The sequence below is a fragment of the Paenibacillus rubinfantis genome (assembly GCF_001486505.1).
GTDB classification, from domain to species: domain Bacteria; phylum Bacillota; class Bacilli; order Paenibacillales; family Paenibacillaceae; genus Fontibacillus; species Fontibacillus rubinfantis.
Genome location: NZ_LN909064.1, coordinates 153,834 through 171,262, shown reverse-complemented (window position 1 = coordinate 171,262; position 17,429 = coordinate 153,834). Strand labels below are relative to the sequence as shown.

General features: G+C 51.0%; 14 protein-coding genes. 1 reads left to right on the top strand and 13 read right to left on the bottom strand.

What is annotated here, in order from left to right; translation table 11 throughout:
- Position 1 precedes the first annotated feature (1 nt).
- The 4 genes from BN3277_RS09170 to BN3277_RS09155 are packed head-to-tail and all read right to left on the bottom strand — an operon-like array spanning position 2 to position 4,636.
- Positions 2–1,477: a Na+/H+ antiporter subunit D gene (locus BN3277_RS09170; protein WP_059041973.1), complete on the bottom strand. Its 1,476-nt coding sequence runs from the start codon at positions 1,475–1,477 to the stop codon at positions 2–4.
- Entirely contained in the window at positions 1,470–1,808 is a 339-nt protein-coding gene (locus BN3277_RS09165) for a Na(+)/H(+) antiporter subunit C (RefSeq protein WP_059041972.1), read from the bottom strand. The genes BN3277_RS09170 and BN3277_RS09165 overlap by 8 nt, the downstream gene beginning before the upstream one ends.
- A gap of 1 nt (position 1,809) precedes the next feature.
- Complete coding sequence (locus tag BN3277_RS09160) at positions 1,810–2,232, bottom strand: Na(+)/H(+) antiporter subunit B (RefSeq protein WP_059041971.1); 423 nt, start codon at positions 2,230–2,232, stop codon at positions 1,810–1,812.
- Positions 2,219–4,636 carry a Na+/H+ antiporter subunit A gene (locus BN3277_RS09155; protein WP_089153334.1) on the bottom strand — a complete coding sequence of 806 codons (2,418 nt, stop codon included), beginning with the start codon at positions 4,634–4,636 and terminating at the stop codon, positions 2,219–2,221. The genes BN3277_RS09160 and BN3277_RS09155 overlap by 14 nt, the downstream gene beginning before the upstream one ends.
- A 118-nt stretch (positions 4,637–4,754) precedes the next feature.
- Here BN3277_RS09155 and BN3277_RS09150 point away from each other — a divergent pair, with 118 nt between their 5' ends.
- A complete protein-coding gene (locus BN3277_RS09150) occupies positions 4,755–5,441 on the top strand; it encodes a universal stress protein (RefSeq protein WP_059041969.1) in 687 nt (228 codons plus the stop codon).
- Between the two features lie 93 nt (positions 5,442–5,534).
- On the opposite strand, the gene BN3277_RS09145 is transcribed toward BN3277_RS09150, so the two are convergent.
- From BN3277_RS09145 to BN3277_RS09105, 9 genes are all read right to left on the bottom strand, one after another.
- Complete coding sequence (locus BN3277_RS09145) at positions 5,535–6,098, bottom strand: tyrosine-type recombinase/integrase (RefSeq protein WP_059041968.1); 564 nt, start codon at positions 6,096–6,098, stop codon at positions 5,535–5,537.
- Between the two features lie 160 nt (positions 6,099–6,258).
- Positions 6,259–6,903 carry a polysaccharide deacetylase family protein gene (locus BN3277_RS09140; protein ID WP_059041967.1) on the bottom strand — a complete coding sequence of 215 codons (645 nt, stop codon included), beginning with the start codon at positions 6,901–6,903 and terminating at the stop codon, positions 6,259–6,261.
- Between the two features lie 41 nt (positions 6,904–6,944).
- Complete coding sequence (locus BN3277_RS09135; RefSeq protein WP_059041966.1) at positions 6,945–8,429, bottom strand: alpha-N-arabinofuranosidase; 1,485 nt, start codon at positions 8,427–8,429, stop codon at positions 6,945–6,947.
- A gap of 22 nt (positions 8,430–8,451) precedes the next feature.
- Positions 8,452–9,309 (bottom strand): carbohydrate ABC transporter permease, encoded by an 858-nt coding sequence (locus BN3277_RS09130; RefSeq protein ID WP_059041965.1) that lies wholly within the window; start codon positions 9,307–9,309, stop codon positions 8,452–8,454.
- 10 nt (positions 9,310–9,319) lie between these two features.
- Positions 9,320–10,189 carry a carbohydrate ABC transporter permease gene (locus tag BN3277_RS09125; protein WP_059041964.1) on the bottom strand — a complete coding sequence of 290 codons (870 nt, stop codon included), beginning with the start codon at positions 10,187–10,189 and terminating at the stop codon, positions 9,320–9,322.
- Positions 10,190–10,260: 71 nt separating this feature from the next.
- Positions 10,261–11,580 (bottom strand): extracellular solute-binding protein, encoded by a 1,320-nt coding sequence (locus BN3277_RS09120; RefSeq protein WP_059041963.1) that lies wholly within the window; start codon positions 11,578–11,580, stop codon positions 10,261–10,263.
- A 116-nt stretch (positions 11,581–11,696) separates the two neighbouring features.
- On the bottom strand, positions 11,697–13,277 hold the full coding sequence (locus tag BN3277_RS09115; protein ID WP_059041962.1) for a response regulator: 1,581 nt from the start codon (positions 13,275–13,277) through the stop codon (positions 11,697–11,699).
- Complete coding sequence (locus tag BN3277_RS09110) at positions 13,265–15,091, bottom strand: sensor histidine kinase (protein WP_059041961.1); 1,827 nt, start codon at positions 15,089–15,091, stop codon at positions 13,265–13,267. The genes BN3277_RS09115 and BN3277_RS09110 overlap by 13 nt, the downstream gene beginning before the upstream one ends.
- Positions 15,092–15,268: 177 nt before the next feature.
- Positions 15,269–17,077, bottom strand: coding sequence for a sugar-binding protein (locus BN3277_RS09105; RefSeq protein ID WP_059041960.1), 1,809 nt, complete (start codon positions 17,075–17,077; stop codon positions 15,269–15,271).
- Positions 17,078–17,429 lie beyond the last annotated feature (352 nt).

Below are 17,429 nucleotides of genomic sequence, written 5' to 3'. Positions count from 1 at the left end.
TTTAATCCATCACGGCTTGGATGTACAGATTTGGATCGAGCAATTCTTCCGCCGCTTGAGCAACATACGGGGCAATTCCTTCCGCACCAATCCCCAAGGCAAGGCTGGCGAAAGTGAGCAGAGCGATCGGGAGCAAGAGCCCCTTCATCGATCCCTTCTCCTCGTCCTCACACAGGACCGTCTCTCCCCAGAACACGTTCATAAACAATTTGATCATGGAAAACAGGATAAATAAGCTGGCCACCAGCCCGATGGCTCCAAACCCGTAATCCCCCGCCTCGAAGGTCCCTTGAATCGTAAATACTTTGCCGAGAAACCCGCTTAGTGGAGGAATGCCAACCATCGAAAGCGCCGCGATCAAGAACATCCAGCCGAGTGCAGGGCGCAGCCGGATCAAACCGCTGATGTCCTTCAGCCGGCTAGTGCCCGTCAAATGGATGACCGTACCGCCAATAAGGAAGATCAAGGCCTTGATAAGGATATCGTGCAACAGGTAGTAGATCGAACCCGCCAGGCCTTCCGGCGTGGAAGAAACGAGCCCCAGCATGATAAAACCAACGCTGATCACCACGTTATAGGTTAAGATTTTCTGGATATCCCCAAATCCGACAGCGCCCAGTCCCCCTAAAATCATCGTGGCGGCCGCCAGCAGCCCAATCCATAGATGCGTGATTTGCGGCTCATGATAGAAGATCAGCGTAAACATTCGGAAGATCGCGTAGATCCCCACCTTCGTCAGCAGCGCCGCAAAGATGGCCGCAATGGCCGTAGGCGGCACGCTGTAAGAGCCCGGCAACCAGAAGAAGAGCAATAACCCGGCTTTGAGGGCAAATACGATCAGGAACAACAAGGCCACCGTCGTGATCAGCCCATCCTGGCCCGCCTCCGCTACACGGAGCGACAGGTCTGCGAGATTTAGCGTGCCTGTGATCGAATATAAATAGGCCACGCCCATCAAGAAGAACGCCGATGCGATCACGTTCGTGAAGATATATTTAAGCGACTCGCGCAGTTGCCGCCTCGTTCCGCCCAGGGTGATCAGCACATACGAAGCTACCAGGAACACCTCGAAGAAGACATATAGGTTAAACAAGTCCCCGGTTAAGAATGAGCCGTTCACGCCTGTGATCAGAAACAAATATAAAGGATAGAAATAGAGCTTCTCCTGTTTCCGGCCGATTGAAGGAAAGGCATAGATTAAGCAGCAGACCGAGACGATGGACGTCGCGAGCAGCAACAAGGCGCTGAACATGTCGCCCACAAAGCTGATCCCGTAAGGGGCCTCCCAGCCGCCCAATTGCAGCGTCTGAATGCCGCTCCCCTTGATCTGAACCATCAGCAGCACGGAAATGACACCTACCGCGAGCAAAGCCAGAAAGCTAAGCGTTCGTTGGAGCTTGATATTTTTCTGAAAAATGATGAGAAGCATCCCCGTTAATAAAGGGATAATCACCGGAGCAATCAACCAATTATTCATTCTCATTTCCCCTTAGCTGCTCCATGTCATCCGTCCCGAAGTTCTGATAGGCCCGATAACACAAAACTAAGACTAGCGCCGTCACGGCAAAATTGATTACGATCGCCGTCAGGATCAAAGCTTGAGGGATCGCATCCGTAAACCCGGCCATTTTCTCCCCCAGCAAGGGGGCGCTCCCCTTCTTCAGGCCGCCGGAGGTCATGATCAATAAGTTCACGGCATGACTCACGATCGAAGCTCCCAGCACGATTCGCAGCAATTGTTTCGATAGAATCAGATAGGTTCCGATCGATACTAAGATTCCGACAAGAATCACGATAAGCGTCTCCATATTATCGATCCTCACTTATGCTTAGAATAATGTTCACCGCCGTACCGATGACCGCCAGAGCTACGCCCGTGTCAAAAATCAAGGCGGATGCCAATTCGGTATCCCCGAAGATCGGCAGGTCAACATGACCAAAGGTCTGGGTTAAGAACGGCTGACCAAAAACGATCCCCGCCAGTCCGGTCCCTACCGCGACCAACACGCCGATGGCGGCAAGCTTCTTGAAATCCAGCCGGATATTCTCTCTAACCTTCTCGATGCCAAAGGAAAGGTAAAGCAGCACAATGGCGGACGCCGTACTCAACCCGCCGATAAACCCGCCTCCCGGATGGTGATGCCCGCTCATGAACAGATAAATCGAGAAGGTCAAGATGATCACAGCAGCAACGCGGGTTACGCTTCTTAAGATCACGTCATTCGGTTTCATTGGACTCCCTCCTTTTGGCGCGTTGATGAACCAAGAGATAAACCCCCAACCCGGCGATCGTCAGCACGGAGATTTCCAGCATGGTATCAAAGCCGCGGAAATCCACCAGGATGGCGTTGACGATATTTTTGGCGCCGGCCAGCTCATACGCATTTTCAAAGAAGGAGGTGATCGGCTCAAACAGCTTATGTCCATTCGCGGCTAAGGCCAGCAGGCTGACCGTTACGCCCATCGCCAACGAGATGATCACATTCGTCAACTTGAAGGATATGCGTTCGATGTTCTTCTTCAGCTTCGGTAAATGATAGAAGCATAACAGGAACAGGACGGTCGTCACCGTCTCCACCACCATTTGGGTTAGAGCCAGATCCGGCGCCCTAAAGATGACGAAGAACATCGAAATCATATAACCCATTGCCCCCAGGGCTACAATGGCCACAATTCGATTGCCAGCCAGCAAGACCGTAAGTGCGGCGAGAATCATAGCGACTGCCAGCCCTGTCTCGAAGAACCCAATCGGCGCATCCTGCGAGAAATCGAAGTGCAGGCCGTGAAGCCCTAACAATGAACCCAACAGCAACAGGACAAAGAAGGAGAAAATATAAATCAGGTAATGCCGCAATGAGCCGGTCATGTAACGATTCGTCAGCGAACCTGAGAGCTTCTCCGTCTCCTCAATCCCCCGGTCGAACCAGTGGGATAACATGAACCCCTTCGGGAAACCGCGCAGGGACGTGATCCACCGCTTTGCGGTTTTGAAGAGCAGCCACCCGAACCCAATGACACCAACCGTCATCAACAATTCCAGGTTCAGGCCATGCCAAGCGCTGATTTTGAGATCGTAGGGTGCCACGTCCATCATCGGCAGCACCGCGCTTAAGGCCGGGATAAGGATCGCCTTGCCCAGCAGATTCGGGAAGAAGAAGATCAGGATGACGAGCAAGCCCAGCACAAGGGGAGGAATCAACATCCCTAAAGGCGCTTCATGCACCTCCCGCGTCAGCTTCTCCGGGCGGAAGTTCCCTCCAAAGGTTTTGAAGATAAAGATCATGCAATAAACAAAGGTGAAGATGCTGGCCACCCACGCGATAATCGGGAACAACACCCCGAGGCTGCTAAGCCCAAAGATCCCGGCATGGGCCACCTCATTTACCGCCCCAAAGAACATTTCCTTGCTTAAGAACCCGTTAAACGGCGGCAACCCGGCCATCGACAAACCACCCACCAACGCGATCGTGAATGTGACCGGCATCACGTGCATCAACCCGCCCAGGAAGCGGATATCCCGCCGGCCCGTCTCGTGGTCAATAATCCCAACGACCATAAACAAGCTTCCTTTAAAGGTAGAGTGGTTAAAGAGATGGAATAGCGCCGCAAACGTCGCCACCGTAAAGACCGTACCTTCCTCGCCCGATCCAAAGTAGACCGCAAGCGAACCAACGCCAAGCAAGCACATGATCAACCCCAGCTGGCTGATGGTCGAATAGGCCAACAAGGCTTTGAGATCCGTTTGTCTCAGTGCGGTCAAGGAGCCGTACAGCAGCGTAATCAGCCCGACCCCGGCCACCAGCCAGAACCACACGGAGCTGCCGCCAAAGATCGGCGTCATCCGTGCGACCAAATAGATCCCCGCTTTGACCATCGTGGCGGAGTGCAAATAGCTGCTCACCGGAGTTGGAGCTTCCATCGCATCCGGCAGCCAAATGCTGAACGGGAACTGCGCGGATTTCGTAAAAGCCCCCACCAAAACACACAGCATAGCCGGAAGGAACAATTCATGATTTTGGAGGAGATTCAAATTGGCAATTAACTCCCGGATGCTGTAGGTGTCCGCCATCAGGATCAGCATAATGAACCCGGCCAGCATCGCGAACCCGCCAAACACGGTAATCAACATGGCCTTCAACGCGCCCTGTCGCGAGCTTCTTCGTTCGTACCAATACGAGATCAGCAGGAAGGAAGAGACGCTGGTTAGTTCCCAGAAGCCATAGAAGACCAAAAGATGGTCCGAGAACACGACGCCAAGCATCGCTCCCATAAACATCAGCAAATACACGTAGAAGTTATGAAGCGCCTCCCGCTCCTTGGACATATAGAAAATAGAGTAGAGGATCACCAACGCCCCTACGCCGGAGATGAGCAGCCCAAACATCAGGCCTAGCCCATCCAAGTAAGAGGTCAGATTGATTTCTAAAGTTGGGATCCACGGCAGCGTGTACATATAAGTTTCCCCGGCGGCCACGGAGGGGATATATTGAAGGAAATAGAGAAAGATCGATAAAGGTACAAGCAAAACAAACCATCCGGTATGTACTTGACGATTTAAATACTTGTACAGAAACGGGACTATAATGGCAAAGATGAACGGCAGGAAAATGAAGGCATAAAATGGGATCAAACGCACTCCTCCTTACTTGAAAATGATTCCTGTCAATTTGGGTTTGACTCGGGATGAAACATCAATTATAGTCTTACGTAGTTTAAAGGAAGCTCTACTATAAGCCTTGAGGTGAAAGTTCGAAATGGATACTCCGTGTAATGAAAGCATTTTAGTCTGCGTTTATTATGGTCCCAACGGGGAACGACTAATCAAACGCGGCTGTAAGATCGCGAACCTGATGCAGGCTCCACTCTATATTTTGACCATTGATCCTAAACCCTTCGATGAGTTGGATGCGGAGAAGGTATTCTATATCGAGCAGTGGAAAGAATATGCGAATACCCATGCTACGGCCCAATTTATTATGAAGGACAAGGAGAGCCGCCCTGTCTCCAAGGTCATTGCCGAAGTTGCCCGTGAGAACAACATTACGCAGATTATTTTGGGGCAAACCGCCCATAGTCGTTGGGAACAAATTACGAAGGGATCCATCATTAATGCTTTGGTCCGGGAAATCCCTTTTGTCGACCTGCACCTCATTTCGGTTGCCCGGTATATCCGGGACGAAGAGGGAATTTATGAAAAGGGAATCCGCGCTTATTTGATCAAAGATGGGGATCGTTATAACCTAAGCTTCAACCACCATAAAGATACGCTTTATGAAGGCATTTTCTTCAAAGAAGCCGATACCGACTTCAATAATGGGATTTTCCGATTCATGAAGGACGATGAGACGCTTCAGGTGCAGGTGACGGATTGCATCGTCACGGAGCTGAAGAACGTGGACCTTCAAACCGCGATGCATCGGGAAAGTTCTGATGAATCGTAAATCGAGGGACAACTGAACTAAACACCATTCATATAGAGGAACTCTCCGCCTTTGGTGCGGAGGGTTCTTTTTTTCATATTCACATCTGCACGCTTATAAATTGACATCCACCTTGATCGGCAGCCGTTCATTCTTATCGATCCCTAAATATTTCAGGGTCTCGGCGGTCGAATGATGATGCAGAATCGACTTGATGATGGAGATGGCCACCCCTTTATAGTAGGCGTGATAACCGAAGGTTTTCCTTAAGGTATGGGTGCCGATTTTCTCCGAAATGCCCACCTCTCTGGCCGAATGGTTGATAATGCGATAAGCCTGCTGGCGGGTGATCGGACCGCAATCCTTCTTGGACTTAAACAAGTAATCCCCCGGCTTCCAATCCATCATGGACACATATTCCTTCAGGATCTCCTGAATATTGTTATTTAGATAATGGGCTCGCTCTTCCCCGGTTCGTTCATCCTTGATATAGAGAAACTGTTTCGGGCTCTGGCCGTCACACACATCCTCCACCGTCAGATGAAGCAGGTCAATCAAACTAATCCCCGTATTGATCCCCAGTACAAAAAGCAACAAATCCCTGACCGAGTGTTTCCGCAGCTCCTCCTTCATTGCCCGTATCGTTTCTAGATCTCGAATCGGATTAACGTACTCCACAGAGAATCCCTCCGAATAATGTTACTTAATTTAATACTAGCATATATTATGTAACATAACAAATGGACTATACCTATTTTTAGAAACAAAAAAAACAGGGTCTCTCAAAAGGTTAGATCAACCTGCTCTTGAGAGGATCCCTGTTTGATGCAGAGAAAGGTTATCGGTTACGAAATGAGGTTTCGGCCAATCCGATCAGCTCACTAACGGTTACAAACCGATACCCCGCAGCAGCCAGCTCGCTGACCAGTGCCCGGACCGCTTCGATCGTATGCCCACGGTTGCCGTATCCGTCATGGAACAAAAAGATACTTCCGCCCTCGACCGTCGGTCGCGTATGTTCCAGAATATAATCTACGCCGGGTTGTGGCTGCTCCCAATCCCTAGCCTCTCCGTTAACGCAACCAATCGAATCGTATCCGAACTCAGCGGCCAGGGAAAGAATCTCATCATTCACAGCGAAATACGGCGGTCGAAAGCAACCTGTCGGCTTCCCTGTGACTCGGCGGATTCGCTCATCACCCAGCAGGATTTCGGCTCGCGCCTCCTCCAGTGTCAACCGTGTCAAATCCGGGTGTGAATACGTGTGATTGGCAATCTCATGTCCGGCGGTATGAACCTTCACTGCGATGTCTCCAAACTTATCTATTTCTTGTCCAATCATGCAGAAAGTGGCCTTCCCGTTTACCTTCCGAAAAATCTCCAACACTTGCTCCGTATATATGGGATGCGGCCCATCATCAAACGTAAAAGCGACCGCCTTCTCCCGAGTGGGTACCCGATGCACTAACGAACCCTTGGTCATCCTGACGACATCCCTCCCATCTATTAAAGGTGACTGCTTACCTAGGCTAGGGTCAGCACGGCGACGGACATCGGTGGAAGCGTTACGGCCAAGTGGCCCCCATGATTTAATGTTAACCCGTCAAATGCCCGCGGCTTCACCGTTTCCGGTTCCTCGAACGTGTTATGTGCATTCATATCGGCATGCGTCAGTATACGGCCTGTGACCTTCTTGCCCTCAGCCCATCCGCGCAACTGCAGAGTTACGGCCGCTTCCTGCTGCGGGTCCACGTTGCACAGGCTGATGTCGATCGTACCGTCCGCCCGCTTCGAAGCCGAGCCGCTAACTTGAGGAATGGCCTCCTCCCCCCGTCGGTACTCCTCCGCCTCAAGATGAAGGGCCAGCGCCTCGGCATCCTGATGAACCTTAAACATCTCGAACACATGATAGGTTGGTGTGAGCAGCATCTTCTCGCCTTCCGTCAGAATCATCGCTTGCAGCACGTTAACCGTCTGGGCGATATTGGCCATATGGACGCGGTCGCAGTGACGGTGGAAAATATGAAAATGCAAAGCGGCAACCAACGCATCCCGCATCGAGTTTTGTTGGTAGAGGAAGCCCGGATGAGTCCCCGGCTCTACCTGGAACCAGTTCCCCCACTCATCAATAATCAGGCCAACCCGTTTCTGTGGATCGTATTGGTCCATGATCGCCGAATGCCGCTTAATCAACTCGTCCATGTGAAGCGCCAATTTCATCGTCTCGAACCACTCTGCTTCCTCGAAGCCCAGCGCCGGACGTTTAACTTCAAATCCTCCCGGCACCGTGTAGTTATGCAGGCTGAGGCCGTCCATGTAGGCGCCGGCTTGGCGCATAAGCGTCTCCGTCCAGTGGTAGTCATCGACATTGGCACCACCTGCGATCTTGTAGAGCCGGTTCTCGCCGTAATTCCGGACGTACGTCTGGTACCGGCGGTATTCGTCGGCGTAATATTCAGCCCGCATGTTCCCGCCGCAGCCCCAGTTCTCATTCCCGACGCCAAAGTACTTCAGCCGCCAAGGCTTCTCCCGTCCGTTCGCCTGCCGCCAGTTCGCCATCGGCGATTCGCCGTCAAAGGTCATGTACTCGACCCATTCCTGCATCTCTTGCACTGTACCGCTGCCAACGTTCCCGCAAATGTACGGCTCTGCGCCCAGCAGCTCGCACAGATCAAAAAATTCATGCGTACCGAAGTGATTATTCTCCACGACGCCGCCCCAATGCGTATTCACCATCCGTTTACGTTGCTCCCGCGGGCCCACTCCGTCTTTCCAGTGATACTCATCGGCAAAACAGCCTCCCGGCCAGCGCAGAACCGGGATATTCAGACCCCGCAGCGCCTCAAGTACGTCGTTCCGAATGCCGCGAGTGTTCGGAATCGGCGAATCCTCACCTACCCAAATGCCCTCGTAAATGCAGCGGCCGAGATGCTCGGCAAAGTGCCCATAAATATGGCGGCTGATGGTACCCACCGATTGGTCGGCGTTCACCGTGATCGTTGCTTTCATCCTCTGTTCTCCCTTCACGACTTTATCCTTTGACTGCGCCTGCAATCATGCTTTGTTGAACCTGCTTATTCAGCAGCAAATAGATGACTACGGTTGGAACGGTCGTAATCATCAACCCGGCCCCGATAATTCCCCATTGCGTAATGTACGTTCCGACCATCGACATCATCCCGACCGTCAATGTTTGATAGTGCGCGTCATTGATGAAAGTCACCGCAAACATCAGCTCGTTCCAGCAAGAGAGGAACGTGAAGATCGCTACGGTAGCGATGGCGGGACGAATCAACGGAAGAATAATATGAAAGAAGGTTCTATAGATGCCGCATCCGTCGATGACCGCGGATTCCTCCATCTCGCGGGGAACCCCCTTGAAGAAGCTGCCGAGAATGAACACGGCCATCGGGATTCCGAAAGCGACATAGGGAATAATCAACGACCAGTAGGTATTCAGCAGATGCAGATTCTTTAGAACCATAAACAACGGCAGCAGCGCTGCATGGATTGGAACCATCATCCCAAGTAGGATCAACGTCATCGTCAAATTGCTCAGCTTCCAATTCATTCTCGTGATGGCATAAGCCGCCATCGAAGATAAGATCAATACCAGGATAATGGAGGCAGCGGTCACCCACACGCTATTTGCGAAGTAACTCATGACGTTGCCGTCCGATAACGCCTTGGCATAGTTGCTCCAGAGGAGCTTCTTCGGAAATCCCGCCACATCCCCGCTGAAGATCTCACTATTGTCTTTCAAGGAGAAGAACGCAAGCCAAATGAGGGGGTAAATCTGAACAATCGCCACGATGACTAAAAAGAATTGCAACAGGAACTTCCCAAGGAAGGACGGTTTCTTGGGCAACCTTGCTTCTGCAGTATTCACACGCTCACCCCTATTCGGTCTTAAAGAATTTATTGATCAATACCGTAAATATTAAGCATTCCAGGATAATAAAGACGGATATCGCACTGCCGTAACCATATCGATACGTATTAAAAATCGTCGTGTACATCAGGGTGCTTGGCACCTCGGTTGCAAACAACGGACCCCCGCCCGTGAGAACATACACCAGATCAAATACCTTAAAGGCTCCAATCACCGAGAAGACGAGGCAGACTTTAAGGATTGGCCTCATCAGCGGGATCATAATGGAAAAGGCGGTTCGGATGCGGGAAGCCCCGTCAATTTTGGCCGCTTCGAGAATATCCTGCGAGATCGACTTCGCTCCGGCATACATCAGCAGCATATGATATCCGACGTACTGCCACAGGGTCGGAATAAACGATGCGGCAAGCGCGGTCTTCTTCTGTCCAAGCCAGTCTTGGGCCAGCTCGGAAAGACCGATATCATTCAGCAATGTATTTAAAAGTCCGTAATCCGCATTGTAGATTTTGGACCATAATTGCGCGATTACCACGGTAGAAATCAATACCGGAATAAAGTACACCGTCCGAAAAAAGCCTTCGCCTTTTACCGAGGAGGCCAGGATCAAGGCAAGCAACAACGAAATCGGCAATTGAATGAAGATGGACGCTGCCGCAAACAGGAAGGAGTTCCGGATTGAATGGAGCGCTCGGGCATCGGTGAACATCTCCACATAGTTATCCAGTCCGATAAAAGTACCTTTGCCGACACCATTCCAGTCCAACACGCTGTAATAACTCGAAACGAAAATCGGAACTAATACAATCCCGCAAAAGATGAGAAGGGTAGGAAGAACAAATATCGCTATCGCGGTCTTATTCGAAAAAACTGAATTCATCGTGAGTTCTCCTCTCAAAGATGGTGGTCAGGGTTTCCCCTGACCACGTCTGATTTGAGATTATTCAAGGATCATAGAGTTAGTTCCGTTGGTTTAAGCTGCGCCATCTGTTTGCAGAACTCTTCTGGCGTAATGTCGCCGGCCAGGAGCGAGGCAATCAGGTTCTTATGCGTTTCCGCTGATTCAGCAGGAAGAATATTATCCCACCAGGTAATAAACGAGGTAGCCGTCTTCATAATGTCGGCTGCCGATTTGTCCAACTCGGACAGGCTCGAGGTATCCAGCCCATCGATGTTCCAGCTTGGCAGGCCTGCCCCCGCCAGATAGCCCTGCGTGCCCAATTGCTCGCTCAGGTACATCAAGAAATCAACTGCTTCTTTCGGATGTTTCGTGGTGCTGCTGACATAAAACCCATCAACGGCTCCGCCGAAGATTTCGGTAATTTGGCCCTTCCCGTCTTCAAACACCGGGAATGGAATGACTTGAACCTTGCCTTGGGTCGCCGAGGACGGGTCCTCAATCCCGGCATTCACCCAGTTCGCTTGGAACATCATCGCGCCGCTGCCTGCATTAAATGCGCCCAGCATCTCATCATAACTCATGCTCAGCATGCTGCTGTTGAATGCGCCCACCTTCGCTAGCTCCTGCATTTTGGCCGCGGCAGCAACGAAATCCGGCGAATCCCATTTGGCTGGATCTTTAAAGGCTTCGATCACGGCGTCATGTCCAGCTTGACGCATCGCGATCATGTCGTACCAATACATGCCCGGCCAACGGTCCTTCTCGCCGATGAGTGCCGGCGTAATTCCCGCCGCTTTCAGCTTCTCTACCGCATCAAGCAGTTCGGTGTAGGTTGTCGGGATTTTAGCTCCCGCTTTCTCAAACAACTCGGTATTTACGTAAAGGTTGGCAATATGGGTGTAAACAGGCAGGGTATAGATTTTACCGTCCGTTTCGATCGCTTCCGCCATCCCCGGTGCCATCTTCGACTTGATTTCATCGGTCAGATACCTGGAGATCTCCAGTACGTTTTCGGATTCGATATAAGGCTGCATGAAGCTGCCGCCGCCCATGCCGTAGAAAATGTCCGGTGCTTCATTCGCCGCCAGCGACGTCTTGATTTTGGTCTTGTACTGTTCGCCGGTTGTACCGGTCCGTTCAATTTGGACGTCGGGATGCTCGCTGTTCCATTTCTCGATGATTTGCGGCAGCAATTTCGCTGACGGGTCCGTGTTCCCTACAGATTGGTCCCACAGTGTCAGCTTGATGGAGCCGCCTCCACTTCCTTCCGAAGACTTTCCTTCGGAAGAATTGGACGAACATGCGGCCAAGCTTCCGGCCAGACCTAATGCAAGAACGATACTCATGGATCTTTTTAACAACGCTTTCATCTCTTTGACCTCCCAACTAGATTCGATGCATCTATGGCTATTTTAAGGGGAATGACAGCGCTTACTCCATTCACAAATCGAGCATCCCCTTTGAGAATTCAAGCATTCCTCTCTCGTCATCTTGCGTTTCGATATTCATTCATGGATCGACCGGTTGATTTTTTGAAGAGGATACTGAAATAATGCGGATCCGTAATGCCTACCTGTTCGCCAATCTCGTAACCTTTGAGATCCGTAGTTTTTAACAGGCCTTCCGCCTTCTTCATCCGCAGGTTGGTTAAGTACTCGACGAAGGTCTGCCCCGTTTCTTTCTTCATGAGCCGGCCCAAATGACCCGGACTGACAAAAAAAGCCGCCGCAGTGCTGGCCAATCCGACCCCGGGGTCGCCCAGGTTCTGTTCCAGATACGCTTGCACCTGATGGATCAAGTTTCCTTCCTTCGTTTGCCTTCTTGCATGGATGGCCTCCGAGACAGTAAGGATATAGCCCTTCAAGGTCTGCACCAGCTCCGGCAAATTATCGGCGGTAATGATCGACACCAGCGTTTCTTTGTCCAGCCCCTGCTCACCTTCGAGCTGCTGCTCCATCGCGGCGCGTTGGCATTCATGAATAACATCCATCGCCGCCATACGAAACTGGGACACGCTGGAGAAGGCAACGTCAAAGATGTGCTCCAGCATCTCCGCGGCACGATCTGAGGAACCCACGCTGATGTAGAATTGCAGCTGCCGCAGCAGCTCCGGGTTAGATCGATACGTTTCCTCACGACTATCCACCATGTCTTCATAGCAAATCACCTGGTTATTCCCCACGAACGCTTTATAGCGGATGGCACTACACGCTTCCTGGTATCCTAGATGACCCTCCTGCAGGCGATGGCGTTTCCGCCCGATTCCGATGGTAACCAGCCCTTTCGGAGAACCGGTTAACCGGTTGATCAACGCTTCGCAGATCCGGGCCAGATCCCCCTCTGGACGAAAGGAAATCAGAACAAACTGGTTACGCGTGTCCGACAGCGTGGTGACAAAAGGATCCCCTTGAAAGAACAGCTCCATCTTTCGCTTGCACGCCATCCCAAGCAGAATCAACTGCTCTTCAGTGTGTTTCTCCGCCAGCGGAGTGATTTCGACAACGGCGATTTGATAGGGAGATTCCTGCCGGAAGGCGGGGAGCTGGAAATATTCCGCTTGCTCCCGGATCTCCTCCCGGGAAAGCGTCCCTTGTAACCACTGCAGCAGGAACTTCTCCCGGAGATAAGGAAGATTCCGAGCCAGCTCTTCCTTGAGTCTCGCCAGCTCCCCCTCCCGGGATCGTTCCTCCTCGATTTTCTGTTTAAGCTTGCGGGTGACATGCAACAAATCCGCCGCCCGGATCGGTTTGAGCAGGAAATCGAACACCCCAATTTTGATGCTCTGCTGCGCATACTCAAACTCATCATGACCGCTCACTACGACAATCTTGATCTGCGGGTGCTTCTCCATTACGCTTCGGCTAAACTCAATCCCGTCGATGACCGGCATATAAATGTCGGTGAGGATCACATCCGGTTTCTGCTGTTCCACCAGCTCCATGGCCTCCTGGGCATTCGAAGCTTCCCCAGCGATTTCGAAGCCTTCCTGTTCCCAGTTAATGCGCATGCGAATCAATTTCCGAATCAAATGTTCATCGTCAACGATCAGAGCCTTCAACTTTTCCATGGCGAATCTACTCCATTCGGCAGAATTAACGTTATCGTAGTTCCTGTTCCCGGTTCGCTTTCGATATGGAATACGTCCTTGTCTTCATAAAAAATACGCAGGCGCTCCATCGTGCCCCACAAGCCAAAACTCTTAATCTGACCTTGTCTTTCCGTAAACAGAATTTGCTCGATCTCCTCCTGTGACATGCCGATGCCATCATCCGCGATCGAGAGGATCACCGATCCGTCCACTTGCTTCGCGGTGATCCGTATGACCCCTTTCGTCCCTTTAGGCCGAATGCCATGGTAGAGCGAGTTCTCTACCAGCGGTTGAAGGACCAACTTCGGAATTGAGGTCTGGCCGCATTCCGCTTCCACCTGGAACTGGGCCTCAAATACATCCGGATAACGTACGCTTTGGATTTTTAAGTAATTGCGAACGATTTCAATTTCTTCCTCGACAGGGATCACGTCCTGTCCTTTGCTAACGCTGAGTCGATAATAGCTCCCCAACGCCTCAATCAAATCACAGACCTGTTCGTTATCCCCCAATAACGCAAGTGATGTGATCGAGTCCAGGGTGTTATACAAGAAATGCGGTTTGATTTGGGATTGGAGCGCATTCAGCTCCGCTTTACGTATCGTCTTCTGCTCTTCGATGACGCGCTTCAGCAGCTGATCCATTTGCTCGATCATCCGATTGTAACCGGTATACAGCTGATCCAGCTCATAGCTGTTCGGCTCCGCATGGACCTTCATGAAATTGCCGCTAGGCGCTTTATTCATGGCCCGAAGCAGCTTCTGAATCGGTTTAATGATACTGCGTGAAATCACGAAGGAGCTGACGAAGAAGATGGTGCCGTTAATAATCAACAAGACCAACGTCAATACCACCAGCGATTGGTTGCGCGACTCCATGGAGTTATGCGGCGAGATGCTCACAAACCTCCAGTTATAAGGTCCGCCCGACAGATAGGTCACGGTATATTTCCGGGAACCCAACTCCATGGACAGAGAACCGGAGTCCATCTGCTGAAATTGTTCCGCCAGCATCCCCTTGTTCGTTTCAAGCAGCTCATCCAATGCGGCACTGCCTTGCTCATTGGTGGCATCCGCTACAATCGTTTGATTGTTCTCATCTAAAATCGCAATCTGCAAGGAGCTCCCGTTTTGCAGGTTTGAATAAGCCTGAACCAAAGCGTCGTCCTTGATATCTATAACCAACACCCCGAGTGGGGCTGTATTGTCGATGTCGCGAATCAAGCGAATAAAAGAGATGATATTGCCGTCGGCGGATTCTGCCAGTCCTCGGCGGTGATCCAGTCTCAGAATATATTTTCCTTTGTTGCTCACCACCTGGTCATACCATGGGGCATCTTTGATATCCACCTCCATGTACGTCGGCAATTCCTGGGTCGCTACGGTGAAGCGATGCCCTGCCTGATCATAAATGTGCACGGAGTCGATGATCGGAACCGCTTGCATGAGATTGTACAGGTAAGAGCTGACCTTCGACTGCGTTTGCAGGTTGGCGTAAACGTCCCCTTGCCGGAGCAGGTTCTGTAAATTGCGATCCGAGAAGATCATTTTCGAATAGTTGTTGACGTTCTCAATCATTAAATCTACGTTTGTGCGAATCGATGTCACCGTTTGCAGCGAGGCCTCATTAATTTTCTTCTGAGCCGAATTCGTCGCCATTTGGTCCAGCACCATATAACTAAATCCGACCGTCAGCAAAATCACCACGAAATAGGCGAATGGAATCTTAAAAGCTAGCTTTTTCGGCCTGCCGTAACTTAAGGAACGTATACTCTCTATCAACCGCGTTTTCACCGTCAGCCCCCCTTCTTATGCCGCAAATCTCACATTCCTTCATTATATCGGCAGACCGCCAAGCCAAACAATTGATAAACCCAACTGGAAGTACGGAAAAGGTTAGAACATCCGTGTAAAAGGCCTCCTGTCACACTAGGACAAGAGGCCTCGTTCAAGGTTACGCCTGCAGTTATCCTATTGGAACAGATCCGGCAGGATATCGTAAATATACTGGTTCACCCAATTCCAGGCGTGTGTTCCGCCATCGCCTACGATGAAGTAGAAATTCCCCTTGGCCGGATCCGATGAATAGATGAAGGCATCGGTGAGCTGCTTCATCGCATCGATCTGCGGCTTCAAATTCGGATATGCGATATCCAAGCTGCCCGTCGCGCTGAAAATAAAATATTCCTGCGGTTGATATCCGGCATCTTTGGCGACTTTGGCCAGATATTCCGCCGTTTCCTTCGGCTTACTGCCTCCGCCCCCTTGACCCAATATCCAACTATCCCCGCTTAGCGGCAGGTAATATTTGAAGTAGTCGAGGTTATGGATGAAGGTATACCACGTCGTCACCGACCCCATCGAGAACCCGCCAAATGCCCGATGGGCCCGAGAGGCCTTCAAATCGTCCAAGCTGGAGGATTTCGCATAGGTGTGGTACCTGGTTTCCACCAACGGAACAATGGTTTGGATTAACTCCTCATGGAACAGGGCCGTATCATTTTTCCCGCCGTAGAAGGTTGGGGTTACCACGATCATCGGTTCAATGTCGCCGTTTGCGATCATATGGTCGATGATTCTCTTCAATTCCTTGCTTTGGCCGGGGCCGCCGAAGATCAAATTCTCATTCTCCCCGCCGCCATGCATCAGATAAAGCACATTATATTTCTTACTCGAATCGGATGCGTCATAACCGTGTGGAAGATACACGTTCAGCTTCTTCTCATCCATCCCGCCGGATAAGTTAGGTGTCTGGTACGTCAAGCTTTCGATCGTCCCCGGCTTGTCGCTCTCGGTTCGGTAGGCGTCCGGAACTTCCTTGAAGTATTTCTCGTTTGCGGCTTCTTCCGTCATTTCGAGCTTGCTGACCGCCGCCTGGATGGCGGCATATTGCGCATCAATTTGGGGTTGAGTAGCCTTTTTGTCGTTCAGCACGTTGGCAGCTACTACCCTCATCAGAGCCTCCGTCACCACATCGGGGTTTTTATAAAGCGTAAAGTCCAGATCTAGCGTACTTTTCATCAGATTCAGAAGATCATAGGGATTAACTCCGCTGACATCCCCCTTGGTCTTGCCCGTGAGCACGATTTCGCCGAATTTGCTCGTATCGTTCCATGCGCTGCCTGTCGCATCAAACAGATTCAAGGTCCCGATTCGATTCGCATCCTTGGCATCATTCATCTGCAATTCGAGGCCCATCACCTTTCCGTTCTCCGGTTTGGATTGGAGTGCCACTCTGGCTTCGATGATGTACCCGCCATCCACCCGTTTCGCTGCAGTGTAGAACCTCTCCACCTTTCCGTTGTCCACGGACTGGGCATTCTCAACATTGACGCGGAAATGCAAATCGTCCAAACCATATTCCTGTGTCTTGTCGTGATTCTCATCCAGGAAGATCTCTAAGGAATCCTGCATGTAAGGAGTTACTGACTCGAAAGAGAGTTGCTTATCCTTCACTTCTACCAGGATATAAAGGGCGCGGTCATCCCACAAAGCCTTAAATCCGGCGGAAGCCTCTACTTGATCCAAAGCAAATTTAGGTGTAACCGCTTGCACTTTGGTCCAGACTTTGTCGATGTTGCCATCGATTACAGGCGAACCGAAGTGGGCGACCATTCGGCCCTGGGCATCGAACCCGCTCTTGTCTCCCGGGGCGGGCTTGCCTGGATTCGGTGCCGCGGCAACTTCTGCTCCCGCGCCCGGAACATTTGCAAACGCCAAGGATACGCCGATCAACATCATCATTAAGGATTGCAGGAACAGCTTCGTTCTTCTCTTCAACAAAATCTCCTCCTTTAACCGGTCATGGGTTCTGGGTGGTTCCACGGTTTTCACAATTCATCTCACGTGAACAAGCCCGTAAGCGGCTTTCAGCCGGCACCCCCTTACCGATGGTTTTCGAAGCGCTTTCATAATTAACCTCCTTTAAGGAACATGAGCTTCACCCCTATTTTAGGGAGAGCTGGGCGAGGACGACATTCACAAAACGTGCATTGGTTTGTAAAATTCGAACATTCAAAAGAAGAACCCGCCGAATCCCCCTCTTTCCCTTGTCACGAAATCACACGCTACCTCGTCTTATCATTAGGGCCTATTTTGTATAGGTTATTAAATAGAAAATCGATAGGAAGGG

Excerpts from the sequence above, each read along its gene's own strand:
- BN3277_RS09170 (WP_059041973.1), bottom strand. The coding sequence starts at position 1,477 with ATGAATAATTGGTTGATTGCTCCGGTGATTATCCCTTTATTAACGGGG.
- BN3277_RS09165 (WP_059041972.1), bottom strand. The coding sequence starts at position 1,808 with ATGGAGACGCTTATCGTGATTCTTGTCGGAATCTTAGTATCGATCGGA.
- BN3277_RS09160 (WP_059041971.1), bottom strand. The coding sequence starts at position 2,232 with ATGAAACCGAATGACGTGATCTTAAGAAGCGTAACCCGCGTTGCTGCT.
- BN3277_RS09150 (WP_059041969.1), top strand. The coding sequence starts at position 4,755 with ATGGATACTCCGTGTAATGAAAGCATTTTAGTCTGCGTTTATTATGGT.
- BN3277_RS09140 (WP_059041967.1), bottom strand. The coding sequence starts at position 6,903 with ATGACCAAGGGTTCGTTAGTGCATCGGGTACCCACTCGGGAGAAGGCG.
- BN3277_RS09135 (WP_059041966.1), bottom strand. The coding sequence starts at position 8,429 with ATGAAAGCAACGATCACGGTGAACGCCGACCAATCGGTGGGTACCATC.
- BN3277_RS09125 (WP_059041964.1), bottom strand. The coding sequence starts at position 10,189 with ATGAATTCAGTTTTTTCGAATAAGACCGCGATAGCGATATTTGTTCTT.
- BN3277_RS09120 (WP_059041963.1), bottom strand. The coding sequence starts at position 11,580 with ATGAAAGCGTTGTTAAAAAGATCCATGAGTATCGTTCTTGCATTAGGT.
- BN3277_RS09115 (WP_059041962.1), bottom strand. The coding sequence starts at position 13,277 with ATGGAAAAGTTGAAGGCTCTGATCGTTGACGATGAACATTTGATTCGG.